The following is a 15,070-nucleotide window of genomic DNA, read 5'->3' as shown; positions in this document are numbered from 1 at the left end:
ATCTTCATGAACCGTTATGGTTAAGGATGGGTTAGTTCTGGAAGCGCGGCGCATTGCCACGCCCGCGCACCGCAAGACCATCGTCCAGACGCTGCGCCAGGGCATTACCTGAATGTCAGCATGCCCGAGGTATGAAGGCTGCGATCCACTCCCTGGGGAAGCGCCTTGGCCGGCCATCCGCGCCGATGATCGCCGCCTCGACCTTGGCCTCGACCAGCACCTCGTCGCCGCGTTTGAGCTGTTGCGCCATGAAGATGCGCGCGCCGGAAATCTTCTCGGTGCGGGTGTCGACAGTCAGGATGTCGTCGATGCGGGCGGGGATTCGAAAGTCGATCTCCATGCGGCGCACCACCCAGACGATCTTCTCGCCGTGCTTGCCGTCGGCAAGTTCGGTGTGATGCACGCCGGTGAGCCTCAGATAATCGGAACGGCCGCGCTCGAGAAATTCGAGATAGCGTGCGTGGTAGACGACGCCCGAGAAATCGGTGTCCGCATAATAGACCCGCGCCATCAGCCGATGGCCGAACTCCGTCAGCGCGCCGGAAAGCCCGGCCAGCAGCGTCGCCGATTCACCATGATCGCCCATTGCGCTTCCTTTTTCAGTTCCGGCGGCGCACCTGTTCCCCGCGTGACATGGCATCGGATGGCACCGTTGACGGCGATGATCAAGACCTTGATGGCGGCGCTGCTTCTGCTGGTGGCTTTTGCCTGGCCCGGCCACGCGGCAACTTTCACGTTGAAGCGCGGCCTCAACCTGGACCAATGGGTGACCTGGCCGGGTGAGAACCAGTGGAGCGATGCCAAGGCCATCCTGCCCTACCCGGAATGGCGGAAATTCCTTGGCGATGACGATCTGAAGGCCTTGAAGAACGCCGGCTTCGATTTCCTGCGCATGCCGGTCGACCCCTCGCCTTTGCTGTCCGACCAGACCGTGGCCCTGCGCGACGACCTCTATGCCAGCGTGCTGGACTCGGTCCGCATGATCAACCGCGCCGGGCTGAATGTGATCGTCGACATGCACCTGATCCCGGCCGGCGGCAGCCGCAACATCGGCATGGCCGAGGTGATGGACGATCCGCTGACCTTCGACCGCTACATCGAAATGGTGCGCAAGATGGCACGCACGCTGGCCGGCGAAGGTCCCGAAAAGATCGCTCTCGAACCGATGAACGAACCGATCGTCGATTGCGACAGCGGCGGCACCAGCCTGTGGCCGGACCGCCAGCGCAAGCTGTTCGCGGCGGCGCGTTCCTCGGCGACGAAACTCACCCTTGTGCTGACAGGCGCCTGCTATTCCGCGGCTTCGTCACTGGAGAAGATCGACCCGACGGCAATTCCGGACGACAACGTCATATGGACCTTCCATTCCTACGATCCGTTTCTGCTGACCCATCAAGGCGCGACCTGGGCCGGCGACTTCATTCCTTACGTGACCGGCCTGCCTTATCCGCTGACCGCGATGCCACAGGCGCAGCTCGAAGTGACACTGGACACCATCCGCGCCAGGATCAAGGCCGAGGCGCCATGGACACGCCAGAGCGGCCTTCTTGCCTATCTCGACGAACAGGTCGCCAGCATGGAGAGTCCCGACAAGCTGCTTGGCCTGATGGATGCGCCGTTCAAGAAGGTTGCGGCATGGGCGAAGGCCAACGGCATCAAACCGGAAAACATCACGCTGGGCGAGTTCGGCATGATCCGCCAGGAATACGGCAATGCCTATGTGGTGCCGGCCGAATACCGGGCCGCCTATGTCAGGGATATGATCGCGCGCTCCGAAGCGCACGGCTTCTCATGGTCGGTATGGAGCTACGGCGGCGCCTTCGGCATCGTCGATGCTTTCAACGGCGACAAGGCCGAGCCCGATGTGATGGACGTGATCCGCGGACTGCATTGACCGTTCAGCCAAGATCGATCGACAGGATTTCAGGGCGGACGCCGAAACGAACAGGCATGATGCTGAAGCCGAGTCCGCCCGAGACGATCAGATTGCGGTCATTTTCGACGACATGGCCATAGGCATAGCGGTTGCCGAAACGCGACGGCACGACAGGAGAATAACCGAACAGCCGAATTTGTCCGCCATGGGTATGGCCCGACAGGGTCAGTGAAACCCGGTGCGGCACCTTTGGAAAAATGTCGGGCTCGTGCGCGAGAAGAATGACCGGCGAGGCGTCGCTGACCTTGGCCAGCGTGCCGTCGAGATCGTCCAGGCCTTGGAAACCGGTACGGCCCAAGGCTTTGGCTGGTCGCAATGCCAGCTGGTCGGCGAGTCCGGCAAGCCAGAAGCCATGCCCGTCCTTTTCCAGGCGCACGACATCGTTCTCCAGCACAGGAATGCCGACGGCCTCCAGCGCTTTGCGAGAAATCGTCGGCCCGGCCCCGGCCTGCTGCGCGGCACGATCCGCCCACCAATCATGGTTGCCGAGGATCGACCAGACGCCGAGCGGGGCCTTGAGGCCGGACAGAGCAGGCGCCCATTCCGACGCATCGACCCAGTCGGTCACCAGGCGGATGCCGGCCGGATAATCTCCGAGCATGACGGTCACATCCGGCTGAAGCGTGTTTGCCTCGGCGGCTAGCAAAGCAATTCGCTCCGGCGTCATCCATGGCCGGCAGGCATGAATGTCGGCGAGCACAACGATGCGCAGCTTCAGTCCGGCAGGCCAATGCGATGGCGTCAGGGCATAGCGCTTCACATGCGTCAGGAGCATCGGCTCGATGCCGGCAGCATAGGCGCCGAGCGCCGCGACGGAGAGAAGCGAGCCTCCAAGGAATTTCAGGAACCCACGTCTGGTGATCATGGCTCAGCTCCGGCACTCACTCGGAGCAAGCGCGCCGACGTAGCGACGCCGTTAGAGGCCAGGATTGTGCCGGCAAGCCGGCGAAGATTAGGAGATTTTGCGCAGGCCCGCTCACTGATGCTTGATCGGCGCCAGCAGGCCAGCCGCCAATGCGCAGCCGTTCATTCTTCCTGGAACAGGTTGATCTGCTGCTGCGCAAGGTCCTTCGGCTCATTGAGACCGAGATGCCGCCAGGCATTGGCCGTCAGCACACGGCCGCGCGGCGTGCGCTGAATGAAACCCTGCTGGATCAGATAGGGCTCGATAATGTCCTCGATGGCGTCGCGCGGCTCCGACAGGCCGGCGGCGATCGTCTCGATGCCGACCGGCCCGCCGCCGAAATTGCGGGCGATCATCGACAGATACCGCCGGTCGAGCGCGTCCAGGCCGAGCGCGTCCACCTCCAGCCGGGTCAATGCCTCATCGGCGATCAGGCGGTCGACATGGCCATCGCCGGCGACCGATGCGAAATCGCGCACACGGCGCAGCAGTCGTCCGGCGATGCGCGGCGTGCCGCGTGCGCGTCGCGCGATCTCCAGCGCGCCGTCGTCGCCGAGCGGCATGTGCATGATGCGGGCGCCGCGCCGCACGATCTGCTCCAGCTCTTCGACCGTATAGAAATTGAGCCGCACCGGAATGCCGAAACGGTCGCGCAACGGATTGGTCAGCAGGCCAAGCCGCGTGGTGGCCGCGACCAGGGTGAAGCGGGCAAGGTCGATCTTCACCGAGCGCGCGGCCGGCCCCTCGCCAATGATCAGGTCGAGCTGGAAATCCTCCATCGCCGGATAGAGGATTTCCTCCACCGCCGGGCTCAGCCGATGGATCTCGTCGATGAACAGCACGTCGCCTTCTTCGAGATTGGTGAGCAGTGCCGCCAGATCGCCGGCCTTGGCGATGACCGGGCCGGAGGTCGAGCGGAAATTGACGCCGAGTTCGCGCGCCATGATCTGCGCCAGCGTCGTCTTGCCGAGACCGGGCGGCCCGACGAACAGCACATGGTCGAGCGCCTCGTTGCGTCCCTTCGCGGCCTCGATGAACACTTTGAGATTGGCTCGCACCGCCGCCTGGCCGACGAAATCGTCAAGCGTCTGCGGACGCAAGGTCTGCTCGGCATCCTCGCCGCGTTTTTCCGGAGCAATGAGGCGGGGGGACGGGCTCATGCCGCCTTCCTCGCATATGGCCGGGAACCGGACAAGCGAGCGCTCACCGCGCCAGTTCCTTCAGCCCAAAACGGATCAGCTTCGGCGCATCCGCATCCTCGCCCGCCGTCTTCAGCGCCGCCGCCACCGCATTAGCCGCGGTGTCGCGTGAATAGCCGAGATTGACCAGCGCCGAGACGGCGTCGGCGATCGGCGCGGCCGCCACGCCTTCTCCGAGTTCCTGCTTCAGGCCGATGGTGCCCGAGGCAGTGCCGGCATAGGCCGGCGCCTTGTTCTTCAACTCGGTAACGATGCGCTCGGCCACCTTCTTTCCGACGCCTGGCGCGCGAGAAACCATGGCGATGTCGCGCAGCGCAATGGCGTTGGCGAGATCGGCGGGCGCCAGCGTCGACAGGATGGCCAGCGCCACCTTGGCGCCGACGCCTTGCACATTGCTCATCAGCAGCCGGAACCATTCCCGCTCCAGCACCGACTGGAAGCCGTAGAGCCTGATCATATCCTCACGTACATAGGTCTCGATGAACAGCACAACCGCTTCGCCGGGCGAGGGCAGCGCGGCCAGCGTGCGCGAGGAGCAATAGGCGACATAGCCGACGCCATGTACATCGACCAGGCAATGATCCTCGTCGATCTCGTCCAGCGTGCCCTTGAGCTTGCCGATCATGCCGAACAATCCCTCACGATGCCAATGCCGCCATACGGTAGGCCACGCTCTGCCGGTGATGCGCGTGGCAGATGGCGATGGCGAGCGCGTCGGCGGCATGTTCGGTGTCGAAGGTCGCTTTCGGCAGCAGCACCTTGACCATCATGTGGATCTGCTTCTTGTCGCCATGGCCGACGCCGATCACCGCCTTCTTGACGGCATTGGGCGCATATTCGGCAACGACGAGGCCGGCGCGCGCCGGCACCAGCATGGCAATGCCGCGTGCCTGGCCGAGCTTCAGCGTCGCCACCGCATCCTTGTTGACGAAGGTCTGTTCGACGGCCGCCTCGTGCGGCATGGCCGTATGCAGGATTTCGGCCAGCCCGTCGTGCAACTGGCACAGCCGCGTCGCCAGCGCCGCCTTATCCTCGGAACGCACCGTGCCGGAGGCGATGAAGCGCAACGAATTGCCGAGGCTCTCGACGATGCCCCAGCCGGTGCGCCTGAGCCCCGGATCGATACCAATGATGCGAATCGCGTCCCCCATCCGGTCAGTCTACCTCCGGTGGACAGCGATGCCAGCGAAATGTGAACAAACCGGAAACGAGACCTTGCGGGGATGCCTCAGAGCTCGCTTAATTGCGCGCGAAAGCCGTGTTGAGCAGGCTGATCTGGTCGGAGACCGGATTGGGTCTGCGGCCGACCGGTTGCATGTCGATCACCGCGCCGGCGCCGTAAATCTCGTCGTCCATGCGGCGCACCAGCGCCTGCAGGCGCAGCGACCCGTCGACGAGGTCGAGGAAATCCTTCGGCAGTTCGGCCCAGCCGACGGCTTCGTCATGGGCGGAAGCAGTGTCGAGGCGCACCTTGGATTTTTCCGACGCGACCTGGTCGCGGGTCATTTCGCCGGAATTCGCCGCGCGCTGCAAAAGCAGCCAGGAAGCAACCTGCATCAGCCTGGTGGTCAGCCGCATCGATTCGGCGGCATAGAGCGTAGCCGCCAGCCTGGACAGCTTCTTCGCCTCGGCGCGGCCCTTGCCGTCGAGATATTCCGCCGCCTGTTCGACCAGGCCCATGCCCTCCTGGTAAAGCGGCTTGAAGGAGTGCGAAAAAACCCGGCGTTCCGCCAGCTTGACGGTTTTTTCACTGCCCTTCGAAAGCTCGTTCATTGATACGCCCCTGCACTTGCAACCGGGCGATTCGGCCCCTGCGGTTACGTCCGGCACCCTATATGACTGAGGCTTGAAAATGCGCTTCGTCGTGGGCGAAGGCAAGCACATGTTTAACAGAAGGTTAACGGCGAGCCGGTGCGCGGCTACCGCTGGAATGCGGACAAAAAAAGAGCCGCGGATAAGGCGGCTCTCAGGAGTTTAACAGGGAGGCGTCAAACAAAGTGGCTCCAACCACTCGGTAAGAATCCAGATCACTGGATGAACATAGTAAACACCTGTAAAGCTTAATGAATGCTTAACGGCGCCGATGTTTTTTGACCAAACCTCCCGATCTGTGCCGTAACAGCACAGCACCAAGCCTCATTCCAGTTCAGCTCAGGCCGTCTTCCAGACCGTCGGCAGGGAGATGACGGCAAACAGCAGCATGGCAGCGTAGAAGCCCATTGAAGAGGCGGCCACCAGCGGTTCGATCGCGGCATTGCCGGCGAGCAGGAAATAGAGGCCGATCAGCAAGCCGATGCCGCTGACCGCCGTCAGCCAGAAGTGAACGAGCGCGAGCGTCTTTTGCCCGGCCGCTGGAAACAGATGGTAGAAGAAGGCGAAGACCAGCGACATCAGCCATCCGGCGACCATGGTGTGCGCGTGCGTCGGCATCTGGCCATGATCCTGGCTGATCGCCATGTGCAGGCCTAGCGCCATGCCGCACAACGAATAGATGATGGCCAGTGTGAAGAAATTTCGTGCTACCCCTTGCATATATGTTCCCCTCGAATTGCCTTTTCCCGTTTTCGGGAATGGGTTGATCGTCAGGCGATTGTTGTCGCCACCGGACTCCGGCGTCGGCGCACTCGCAACGGCCTATTTCCGGACGACGTCGCGCCGACCCCTCCCGACGCTTTGCATATTAGCAGAAAATGAGGTTGCGCGTTCGTTATCTCAGCGGCCTTTTCCGTTGGCTGGGAGACCGGAAACAGAGCCGAATTTTCGCGACATCGTTCCGAAACACGCGCCACGCTAAACGCCCGCTCCTCTGACGGCTGGAGCAAATCAGCTCCACCCAAGCCCACCAGAAACACCTCAGGAGCAACTCATGGACTGGTATTCTATCGTCAAATTCCTCCACGTCGCCTCGGCCATTCTGTGGGTCGGCGGCGGCTTCGTGCTGTTCCTGCTCGGCATGCTCGCCGAACGCGCGGACAACATCGAGGACAAGCTGCAGGCGATCTGCGCCAGCGGGCGGCTGGGCGGCACGTTTTTCGCGCCGCTGTCGATGCTGACCCTGATCTTCGGCCTCATCATGTGCGGCTTCTGGGTCGGCTTCTCCGATCTGTGGATCATCATCGGTCTGGTCGGCTACGCCACAACGTTTTCGATCGGCATGTTCATCTTCAAGCCAACCGGCGAACGCATGGGCGCGATGATCGCCAAGGAGGGTGTAACGCCGGCCGCTCTCGCCATCGCGCAGCGCATGATGAGCACGGCGCGGTTCGACTACGCGGTGATGCTGGTGATCGTCGCCGATATGGTGCTCAAGCCGACCGCGCAGGACATCGCCATCCTCGCCGGCATGGCGCTGGTCGTCGTGGCGGGCGCCACGCTGGCCCTTGGCGGCAACCGTCGTCTCGTGCCGAGCCCTGCCTGATGCCGCCCCTATGGTGAGTGCGGCTGCGGCCGCCTCACCCGCTTACATCAGGCCGGCAACGCCGTCCCACAGCAGCTTGACCGCTACCACGGCCACCGTGGCGTAGGTGAAGGGATAGAAAATCTCGGGCCGCATCCGCCGCACCAGCCACGCACCGGCAATGGTCGCCAGCGGCGCCAGCGGCATCAGCACGGCGGAAGCCGTCAGATTGGCGGTGTCGAACTGGCCGAGCGCGAAATAGGGCACAAGCTTCAGCGCATTGGTGGCCGCGAAGAAGATCGCCGCGGTGCCCGACAACACCTTGGGATCGAGCCGGATCGGCAGCGCGTAGACCTGGAAGGGCGGGCCGCCGACATGGGCGACGAAGCTGGTGAAACCGGCGACCGTGCCCCACAGGGCGGCGGCCGCCCGGTTGGGTTCGGCTGCGTGGCCGGCGCCATGGCGAAACTGCAAATAGAGCCAGCGCAGCACGAAGATGATGGCGACGGCGCCGACGATGAGGCGCACCGCCTCTTCGGTGACCAGTGCGGCCGTCAGCCATCCCAGTCCAATGCCGATGACCGCGCCCGGCATCATATCGACCAGCATCTTGCGGTCGTAGATACCCCGCCATGTCCACACAGAGACGATGTCCATCAGGCACAGGATGGGCAGCAGGATCGCCGCCGCCTGCACTGGCGGCATGGTCAGCGCCATCAGCGGCACGCCGACGAAACCGACAGCGCCGCCGAAGCCGCCCTTGGACAGGCCGACCAGAACGACCGCCGGAATGGCAGCCGCGTAGAACCACGGATCTGAAAGCAGGCCTGACATGGGAGGAACTGGTCTGGAGGGAAAGCGCGTCAACGCCTGAATAACCCAGATTGCCGAGCGGAGCGACAGCAAAAACAGGCATGGCCGCAGCAAACGATCCGGCACTGAGCCCTGAAGCCAGGCCGGTTCACCTGGTCTTGTTCAGGAAGTCTGCAAGACCTTGGCCCGGTCGCGAGGCGAGGCTGCCTCAAGCGGTGGCGGCCGGCGCCGGATCGGCTGCGCCTTGATGATGGCGGTGCTGGTCTCCGCCTTGTCGGCGATGCGGTCGAGAATGCCGTCGAGGTCGCCGATCGAGCGCACGAACAGACGCGCGACGAAGCAGTCGTCGCCCGTCACCTTGTCGCATTCGCCGAATTCGGGGATTTCCTCGATCAGCTTCTGGACGATATGCAGCTTGCCCGGCAGAGGCCGGATCCGCACGATTGCCTGCAAGGTATAACCGAGCGCCAGCGGATCGATCTCCACGGTGAACGCCCGGATGACGCCGCGCTCCTCAAGCCGGCGAAGCCGCTCCGAAACGCTTGGCGACGACAGCCCGACCTGGCTGGCCAGGTCCTTCAATGAAGTGCGCGCATCCTTGACCAGGATTTCGAGCAGACCTCGGTCGAGATCGTCCAGCATTTACATTCCTCACAAATTCGCGACCTTAGCCTAATATGATTAGGCCATTCACCGCTATCACCTTTCTAATTCGATGGAAAGCGCCGCAACGGCATGAGATTATCCGGCATCGAAGAATTCGGAGGGTTTGTTGTGAACGAGACAGCGCGTGGCACGATCGAAATGTCCGCCGCAATGGCGATCCTGGGAACGATCGGATGGTTCGTCATCCTGTCCGGCCAGCCGATCATGGATGTGGTGTTCTGGCGTTGTGCATTCGGCGCGCTGACGCTGCTCGTCATCTGCGCGTCGCTGGGATTGCTGCGAAACAGATTGTCGCTGCGTGTCATCTGCATCGCCGCGCTCGGCGGCGCCGCCATCGTTATCAACTGGCTGCTCCTGTTCAGCGCCTTCTCGCGCGCGTCGATCTCGATCGCCACCGCTGTCTACAACACGCAGCCCTTCATGCTGGTCGGCTTCGGCGCGCTGTTCTTCGCCGAGCGGCTGACCCTGACTAAGCTGACCTGGCTGGCCATCGCCTTCGCCGGCATGGTGCTGATCATTCAAGCCGCGCCCGATGCCGGTGATGTCGGCACGAACTATTTTGCCGGCATCCTGATGGCGCTGGCCGCGGCCTTCTTCTGGGCCGTCGCGGCAATCGTCACCAAGAAGCTCAAGGGCACGCCGCCGCATTTGATAGCGCTTATCCAGGTTTGTGTCGGCGTCGTCATGCTGGCGCCCTTCGCCAAACTTTCGCAGCTTCCCACTGATCCGTGGAGCTGGGCCATGCTGGCGACGCTCGGCATCGTCCACACCGGCCTGATGTACATCCTGATGTACGGTGCCATCCAGAAGCTCCCGACGCATCTTCAGGGATCGTTGTCCTTCATCTATCCCGTCGTCGCCATTCTGGTCGATGTGGTGGCTTTCGGCCATCGGCTGCATCCAACCCAAATCGTCGGCGCCACCGCCATCCTGATCGCCGCCGCCGGCATGAATCTCGGCTGGAAGCTGTGGAAACCGAGACCGTCCACCGTGGGCCCGCACCCGATCAAATGACGCAGCATCAAATGACGCAGCCCGGCGGCTGAGCGCCGGCCAAATCACGATCCCGCTTGCCCGCCTGTTCAAAGCGGGCACTTTGCTCTATGCCGCAATCCAACCATCTTCGCCCGGCATAGGCGAAACTCGGGACCGAACAACCATGAATGACGCAACGCCCCCCAATCGCTGTCGCATCGTGCTGATCGCGCCGCCTGGCGTGTCGGCGGCCCGCATCGCGACCGCGTTCGAAGGCGGCGACGTCGCCTCGCTGATCCTGCCCGAGAACGGCATGGACGAGGCTTCCTTCCAGGCCTTTGCCGAACAGATCGTGCCGGCAGCGCAGGGAGCGGGCGTGGCTGTCATCATCGCCGGCGACACCCGCATAGCGGGCCGCGTCCAGGCCGACGGCATCCATGTCGAGGTCTCCAAGGCCGAACTCGCCGAGACGATCGAGCACTTGCAGGCAAAAATGATGGTCGGCGCCGGCGGCGCCAAGACGCGTGACGATGCGCTCGAACTCGGTGAAACCAGGCCCGACTACATCTTCTTCGGCCGCTTCGGCTACGACAACAAGCCCGAGCCGCATCCGCGCAACCTGTCGCTGGGCGAATGGTGGGCGCGGATGATCCAGATCCCTTGCATCGTCATGGCCGGGTCGGATCTCGCCTCCGTAGAAGCAGTCGCCGCCACCGGCGCCGAGTTCGTCGCGCTGTCGAGCGCGGTGTTCGCCGATGGCGTCGATCCGAAAGCGGCGATCGCCCGCGCCAACGCCCTGCTCGACGAAACCGCGCCACGCTTCGAGGATTGACGTGGCTGCGGCGACGTTTCCCCTTCAGGTCCTGCTTGCCGCGGTCATGATCCAGGCCGCCGCCGCCGAAACGATTCCCCTGCCGCAGTCCAAGCCGGCTGCCGGCGCCCACGCCGACAAGCCGATCGAAAAGCAGCTGCCGCAGCCCGCCACCACCACCGAGCCGGCCCCGCTGCCGACGGTCGACGCGGTCAATCCCGATCGCTTCGGCGCCAAGCCGGCTGACGCTGCCTATGGCGCCTTCCAGCGCGGGCTCTACAAGACGGCCTACAACCTCGCGCTGGTTCGGGCGCAAAATGGCGACCCGGCGGCACAGACGCTGGTGGCCGAGATATTGTCGCGCGGACTGGGCGTGCCGTTGAATTCAGCTGAAGCAGCGAAATGGTATGCTCTCGCCGCCGAACAGGGCGTGCCGGAATCGCAGTTCCAATACGCCCTGATGCTGCTCGACGGCCGCTACGTCAAGAAAGACGAGAAGGAGGCCTACGCGCTGATGCAGGCCGCCGCCGAAGCCGGCAACCGGCTGGCGCAGTTCAATTTCGCGCAGATGCTGGTCCAGCAGGATCCCGGCGACGCGGGCTTGGCCAAAGCGGTTTCCTACTATGAGCGCGCCGCCGCGACCGGCCTCGCCGATGCGCAATATGCGATGTCGCAAATCTACGCCAATGGCGTCGGCGGCAAGCCGCGAGACGACGCACAGGCACGGCGCCTGCTGGCGCAGGCGGCACGGCAGAACTACGACACGGCACAGATCGATCTCGCCGCCTGGATGATCGAGGGACGCGGCGGGGGACGCGACCTGAAATCGGCCTTCGGCTGGATGAAGCAGGCGGCGGAAGGCGGCAATGTCGCCGCCCAGAACCGCCTGGCAAAACTCTACATGGGCGGCATCGGCACCGACCCCGATCTCGTGCTTGCCGGCGCCTGGTACATCGTCGCCCGCCGCGCCGGCCTCATCGATCCGCAGATGGACGATTTTCTGCAAGGACTGAGCGACGACCAGACCAAGCAGGCGTTGCAGAAGGCAAACCGCCTGCCCTGACGGCGGTGCGCGAAATCACCGCGTATGATCGAGGACGACCTTGCCGAAGGGTGAGCCCTGCTCGAGATGGTGAAAGGCCGCCGCCATGGCCTCGGCCTGATGCCTGAGCGCCTTCTCCGGCGACATATGCCGGAGGGTGTTGTGCTGGTCGAAACGGAAACCTCGACCTTTCCATGCAGGTCGTTATCATGCGGTCGCCACATATCCATCGGCTGGCAACGGTCGCCGACGCCATTGCCGAGGCGGTTGGCGCGGTTATCAATCGGTGAAATCGCCGGTGCCTGTGGCGGCATCGCACCCGCTGGCAGCGAGGAAAGGACAACATGGCTTCGCATGGCAAGCAATGCACGCATGGCGCTTCCATCCGCAAGGTGACGCCCAGTGCCGAGGGTTGCGAGGAATGCCTGGAGATCGGCTCCTGGTGGGTGCACCTGCGGCTCTGCCGGACCTGCGGCCATGTCGGCTGTTGCGACAGTTCGCCGAACCGCCACGCCACCGGACATTTCCATGCGACCAGCCATCCCATCATCGAAGCCTATGACCCTCCCGAGACCTGGGGCTGGTGTTACGTCGATGAGGTCATGCTCGATTTCTCGCAGGACAAGACACCGCAGCGCGGCACCATTCCACGCTTCGACTGATCCTTTGCACGGCACTGTCGCTCAGCCTCAGCTTGCCTCTTCGGGTGTTTTGTGGTCTTGGGAGCCGAAAATCGCGCTCTCCGCGAAAATCTCACTCCCGGATCACACCATCATGGCCAAGATCAATGGCAACGAAATCCGTCCCGGCTACGTCATCGAGCACGATGGCGGCCTCTGGGTGGCGGTCAGGACCAACACCGTCAAGCCCGGCAAGGGCGGCGCCTACAACCAGGTCGAGCTGAAGAACCTCATCAACGGCACCAAGCTCAACGAACGCTTCCGTTCGGCCGAGACGGTCGAGCAAATCCGGCTTGACCTGAAGGATTTTTCCTTCCTCTACGAACAGGACGAGGCGCTGGTCTTCATGGATACCCAGAGCTATGAACAGCTCGAACTGAACAAGGATTTCGTCGGCGATCGCTCCGCTTTCCTGCAGGACGGCATGATGGTGACGGTCCAGCTCTATGAGGACAGGCCGATCGGCATTTCGTTGCCCGACTATGTCACGCTGACCATCACCGAGGCGGATCCGGTGGTGAAAGGCCAGACGGCGGCATCTTCCTACAAGCCGGCGATTCTGGAAAACGGCATCCGGGTGCTGGTGCCGCCATTCATCGGCGCCGGCGAGCGCATCATCGTCGACACCAACGAAATCACCTATGTGCGCCGCGCCGACTAGAGCATGATCTCGAACCGAAGGTCAGCGCAGCAAAAAGTTGCAGACTTTCGGGCAAGATCATGCGTGAAAAGACAAGCAGATGAAGCCGGGCCGCGATCCAATTTAGGTTGATCCACCCCAGGCTTTTGGAGTTTCAACAATATGGCACGCTCAGCCCTTCTCAACGTCATGGTCCAGGCCGCAATGAAGGCCGGCCGCTCGCTGTCGCGCGACTTCGGCGAGGTCCAGAACCTGCAGGTCTCGATGAAGGGGCCGGGCGATTATGTCAGCCAGGCCGATCGCAAGGCCGAGGACATCGTCTTTGCCGAACTGTCGAAGGCGCGGCCCGGCTATTCCTTCCTGATGGAAGAGCGCGGCGTGGTCGAAGGCGATGACAGCCAGCACCGCTGGATCGTCGACCCGCTCGACGGCACCACCAATTTCCTGCATGGCATTCCGCTCTTCGCGGTCTCGATCGCGCTGGAGCGCCAGGGCCAGATCGTTGCCGGCGTCATCTACAATCCGGCGATGGACGAACTCTATACCACTGAGCGCGGCGGCGGCGCCTTCATGAACGATCGGCGTTTGCGTGTCGCCGGCCGCACCAAGCTGGTCGACACCGTGGTCGGCTGCGGAGTGCCGCATCTGGGACGCGGCCATCACGGCAATTTCCTCGTCGAACTGCGCAATGTCATGGCGGAAGTGTCCGGCGTCCGTCGCATGGGTGCCGTTTCGCTCGATCTCGCCTATGTCGCCGCCGGACGTATGGACGGCTTCTGGGAAACCGGCCTGGCCGCATGGGATATGGCCGCCGGCCTGCTTTTGATCCGCGAGGCGGGTGGCTTCGTTTCGGACATGGATGGCGGACAGGACATGCTCGACAACGGCTCGGTGGTCGCCGGCAACGAAGTGATCCAGCGCGCTTTGCTCAAGACGGTAAAAAGACCGCTCACGTCGCGCTGACCGGCCGCCGCGCTGAAGCGCCGCAGTCGTAAAACCGCAAACAAGACTTGAAATACTGCCCGGCGAGCGCCCAGATTGTGATGGGCGGCGCAGGAACACGGCAGTGAACGACATCAGGCCCACCCCCGACATCGACATCCCGTTCATCGGACGCTGGCATTATTCGCGCGCCGAGATGATCGCCGACGGCATCGTCCACGCCGTCGGCATCGTGCTGGCGATCGCGGCCGGCTCGACGCTGCTGGCCTTGGCGGCGTTTCGGGTCGGACCTGGCGAATATATCGCCGCCGCCTTCTATGTCGTTTCGCTGCTCACCGTGCTTTCGGTATCGCTGGCCTACAATCTGTGGCCGGTGTCGTCGCCGGTCAAATGGGTCCTGCGGCGTTTCGATCACGCCGCGATCTATCTTCTGATCGCTGCCACCTACACGCCTTTTCTCGCCCAGCTCGACGGTTCCCCGCTGGCCAGCTGGATGATCGTCCTGGTCTGGACAGCGGCGGCAACGGGCATCGCCATCAAGGTGTTTCTCCCCGGCCGCTTCGACCGGCTGGCCATTCTCTTTTATCTCGCCATCGGCTGGAGCGGCATCATCCTGGTCAGGCCGCTCGTCGAGACGCTGCCGACGACGTCGATCGTGCTCATCGTCGCCGGTGGTATCGTCTATTCCTGCGGCGTCATCTTCTTCGCCTGGAAGGGGCTGCGCTTCCACAATGCGCTGTGGCACGGCTTCGTCGTCACCGGCGCCGGCCTGCATTTGGCAGCCATGGTCGACTGCCTGGTCATCAATCACCTCTGATGGTGCACGTGATCTCGGAATGTCCGGATAGGGATCATGTGCCGACCTGATCCATGGTGCTGGAGCAGCCATGCGCGTCCAATCAGACGCACGGCGCTCTAACCAGGGCTCCGAACTCCAGGTTAGAAAAATGCCTGATGACGGACAACACCGGCGGTGCCGACAGCTTTTTGTGCCCGCAGCTTTTCATGATAGGAATTTTTTCTTGACAGGGTGAGTGCAGCTATGGTACATATTTGCCCATGGTG

At 63.1% G+C, this 15,070-nt stretch carries 18 protein-coding genes; 9 read left to right on the top strand and 9 right to left on the bottom strand.

The features are described from left to right. Window positions 1–115: 115 nt before the first annotated feature. On the bottom strand, window positions 116–586 hold the full coding sequence (gene ybgC, locus NKJ26_RS11540; RefSeq protein WP_352695335.1) for a tol-pal system-associated acyl-CoA thioesterase: 471 nt from the start codon (window positions 584–586) through the stop codon (window positions 116–118). Between the two features lie 57 nt (window positions 587–643). Here ybgC and NKJ26_RS11535 point away from each other — a divergent pair, with 57 nt between their 5' ends. Then, entirely contained in the window at window positions 644–1,894 is a 1,251-nt protein-coding gene (locus NKJ26_RS11535; protein WP_352695334.1) for a glycoside hydrolase family 5 protein, read from the top strand. A gap of 4 nt (window positions 1,895–1,898) precedes the next feature. Here NKJ26_RS11535 and NKJ26_RS11530 read toward each other — a convergent pair whose 3' ends face one another. From NKJ26_RS11530 to NKJ26_RS11505, 6 genes are all read right to left on the bottom strand, one after another. Further along, a complete protein-coding gene (locus NKJ26_RS11530) occupies window positions 1,899–2,801 on the bottom strand; it encodes a metallophosphoesterase (protein WP_352600395.1) in 903 nt (300 codons plus the stop codon). Between the two features lie 161 nt (window positions 2,802–2,962). Beyond that, window positions 2,963–4,000, bottom strand: a complete 1,038-nt coding sequence (gene ruvB / locus NKJ26_RS11525) for a Holliday junction branch migration DNA helicase RuvB (RefSeq protein ID WP_352695333.1) — start codon at window positions 3,998–4,000, stop codon at window positions 2,963–2,965. Between the two features lie 43 nt (window positions 4,001–4,043). Further along, complete coding sequence (ruvA, locus tag NKJ26_RS11520) at window positions 4,044–4,664, bottom strand: Holliday junction branch migration protein RuvA (RefSeq protein WP_352695332.1); 621 nt, start codon at window positions 4,662–4,664, stop codon at window positions 4,044–4,046. A 13-nt stretch (window positions 4,665–4,677) separates the two neighbouring features. Continuing rightward, entirely contained in the window at window positions 4,678–5,190 is a 513-nt protein-coding gene (gene ruvC, locus NKJ26_RS11515) for a crossover junction endodeoxyribonuclease RuvC (protein ID WP_352600401.1), read from the bottom strand. Between the two features lie 88 nt (window positions 5,191–5,278). Further along, the gene (rcdA, locus tag NKJ26_RS11510; RefSeq protein WP_352695331.1) at window positions 5,279–5,812 is read right to left on the bottom strand and encodes a protease adaptor protein RcdA; all 534 of its coding nucleotides are present in this window, start codon (window positions 5,810–5,812) and stop codon (window positions 5,279–5,281) included. Between the two features lie 378 nt (window positions 5,813–6,190). Next, the gene (locus NKJ26_RS11505; protein WP_027027270.1) at window positions 6,191–6,571 is read right to left on the bottom strand and encodes a hypothetical protein; all 381 of its coding nucleotides are present in this window, start codon (window positions 6,569–6,571) and stop codon (window positions 6,191–6,193) included. Between the two features lie 334 nt (window positions 6,572–6,905). Between NKJ26_RS11505 and NKJ26_RS11500 the strand changes: the two genes are divergently transcribed. After that, window positions 6,906–7,457, top strand: coding sequence for a DUF2269 family protein (locus tag NKJ26_RS11500; protein WP_352695330.1), 552 nt, complete (start codon window positions 6,906–6,908; stop codon window positions 7,455–7,457). Window positions 7,458–7,499: 42 nt separating this feature from the next. Here NKJ26_RS11500 and NKJ26_RS11495 read toward each other — a convergent pair whose 3' ends face one another. Then, window positions 7,500–8,270 (bottom strand): sulfite exporter TauE/SafE family protein, encoded by a 771-nt coding sequence (locus NKJ26_RS11495; RefSeq protein WP_352600407.1) that lies wholly within the window; start codon window positions 8,268–8,270, stop codon window positions 7,500–7,502. Between the two features lie 141 nt (window positions 8,271–8,411). Beyond that, on the bottom strand, window positions 8,412–8,891 hold the full coding sequence (locus tag NKJ26_RS11490; protein WP_352600409.1) for an Lrp/AsnC family transcriptional regulator: 480 nt from the start codon (window positions 8,889–8,891) through the stop codon (window positions 8,412–8,414). Window positions 8,892–9,023: 132 nt separating this feature from the next. Here NKJ26_RS11490 and NKJ26_RS11485 point away from each other — a divergent pair, with 132 nt between their 5' ends. The 7 genes from NKJ26_RS11485 to trhA all read left to right on the top strand — a co-directional run bounded on the left by NKJ26_RS11485 (window position 9,024) and on the right by trhA (window position 14,822). Next, on the top strand, window positions 9,024–9,929 hold the full coding sequence (locus NKJ26_RS11485; protein ID WP_352695329.1) for a DMT family transporter: 906 nt from the start codon (window positions 9,024–9,026) through the stop codon (window positions 9,927–9,929). 145 nt (window positions 9,930–10,074) lie between these two features. Next, window positions 10,075–10,722 carry a thiamine phosphate synthase gene (locus NKJ26_RS11480; RefSeq protein WP_352600413.1) on the top strand — a complete coding sequence of 216 codons (648 nt, stop codon included), beginning with the start codon at window positions 10,075–10,077 and terminating at the stop codon, window positions 10,720–10,722. A 46-nt stretch (window positions 10,723–10,768) separates the two neighbouring features. Then, on the top strand, window positions 10,769–11,764 hold the full coding sequence (locus NKJ26_RS11475; protein WP_352695371.1) for a tetratricopeptide repeat protein: 996 nt from the start codon (window positions 10,769–10,771) through the stop codon (window positions 11,762–11,764). A gap of 323 nt (window positions 11,765–12,087) precedes the next feature. Continuing rightward, window positions 12,088–12,405, top strand: coding sequence for a UBP-type zinc finger domain-containing protein (locus NKJ26_RS11470; protein ID WP_352695328.1), 318 nt, complete (start codon window positions 12,088–12,090; stop codon window positions 12,403–12,405). 112 nt (window positions 12,406–12,517) lie between these two features. Then, window positions 12,518–13,084: an elongation factor P gene (efp, locus tag NKJ26_RS11465; protein WP_352600419.1), complete on the top strand. Its 567-nt coding sequence runs from the start codon at window positions 12,518–12,520 to the stop codon at window positions 13,082–13,084. A 141-nt stretch (window positions 13,085–13,225) separates the two neighbouring features. Next, a complete protein-coding gene (locus NKJ26_RS11460; protein WP_352600421.1) occupies window positions 13,226–14,026 on the top strand; it encodes an inositol monophosphatase family protein in 801 nt (266 codons plus the stop codon). A 103-nt stretch (window positions 14,027–14,129) separates the two neighbouring features. Further along, window positions 14,130–14,822 carry a PAQR family membrane homeostasis protein TrhA gene (gene trhA, locus NKJ26_RS11455; RefSeq protein WP_352600423.1) on the top strand — a complete coding sequence of 231 codons (693 nt, stop codon included), beginning with the start codon at window positions 14,130–14,132 and terminating at the stop codon, window positions 14,820–14,822. Window positions 14,823–15,070 lie beyond the last annotated feature (248 nt).

Origin of the sequence: Mesorhizobium sp. M0152 (assembly GCF_040322415.1) — a bacterium.
In the GTDB taxonomy this organism is placed as follows: Bacteria; Pseudomonadota; Alphaproteobacteria; order Rhizobiales; family Rhizobiaceae; genus Mesorhizobium.
This window is presented reverse-complemented; position numbering and strand designations above follow the sequence as displayed.

Excerpts from the sequence above, each read along its gene's own strand:
- NKJ26_RS11460 (WP_352600421.1), top strand. The coding sequence starts at position 13,226 with ATGGCACGCTCAGCCCTTCTCAACGTCATGGTCCAGGCCGCAATGAAG.
- NKJ26_RS11490 (WP_352600409.1), bottom strand. The coding sequence starts at position 8,891 with ATGCTGGACGATCTCGACCGAGGTCTGCTCGAAATCCTGGTCAAGGAT.
- ybgC (WP_352695335.1), bottom strand. The coding sequence starts at position 586 with ATGGGCGATCATGGTGAATCGGCGACGCTGCTGGCCGGGCTTTCCGGC.
- NKJ26_RS11475 (WP_352695371.1), top strand. The coding sequence starts at position 10,769 with ATGATCCAGGCCGCCGCCGCCGAAACGATTCCCCTGCCGCAGTCCAAG.
- NKJ26_RS11505 (WP_027027270.1), bottom strand. The coding sequence starts at position 6,571 with ATGCAAGGGGTAGCACGAAATTTCTTCACACTGGCCATCATCTATTCG.
- efp (WP_352600419.1), top strand. The coding sequence starts at position 12,518 with ATGGCCAAGATCAATGGCAACGAAATCCGTCCCGGCTACGTCATCGAG.
- NKJ26_RS11535 (WP_352695334.1), top strand. The coding sequence starts at position 644 with ATGGCACCGTTGACGGCGATGATCAAGACCTTGATGGCGGCGCTGCTT.
- NKJ26_RS11500 (WP_352695330.1), top strand. The coding sequence starts at position 6,906 with ATGGACTGGTATTCTATCGTCAAATTCCTCCACGTCGCCTCGGCCATT.
- NKJ26_RS11470 (WP_352695328.1), top strand. The coding sequence starts at position 12,088 with ATGGCTTCGCATGGCAAGCAATGCACGCATGGCGCTTCCATCCGCAAG.
- rcdA (WP_352695331.1), bottom strand. The coding sequence starts at position 5,812 with ATGAACGAGCTTTCGAAGGGCAGTGAAAAAACCGTCAAGCTGGCGGAA.
- NKJ26_RS11495 (WP_352600407.1), bottom strand. The coding sequence starts at position 8,270 with ATGTCAGGCCTGCTTTCAGATCCGTGGTTCTACGCGGCTGCCATTCCG.
- ruvA (WP_352695332.1), bottom strand. The coding sequence starts at position 4,664 with ATGATCGGCAAGCTCAAGGGCACGCTGGACGAGATCGACGAGGATCAT.
- NKJ26_RS11480 (WP_352600413.1), top strand. The coding sequence starts at position 10,075 with ATGAATGACGCAACGCCCCCCAATCGCTGTCGCATCGTGCTGATCGCG.
- NKJ26_RS11530 (WP_352600395.1), bottom strand. The coding sequence starts at position 2,801 with ATGATCACCAGACGTGGGTTCCTGAAATTCCTTGGAGGCTCGCTTCTC.
- ruvB (WP_352695333.1), bottom strand. The coding sequence starts at position 4,000 with ATGAGCCCGTCCCCCCGCCTCATTGCTCCGGAAAAACGCGGCGAGGAT.
- ruvC (WP_352600401.1), bottom strand. The coding sequence starts at position 5,190 with ATGGGGGACGCGATTCGCATCATTGGTATCGATCCGGGGCTCAGGCGC.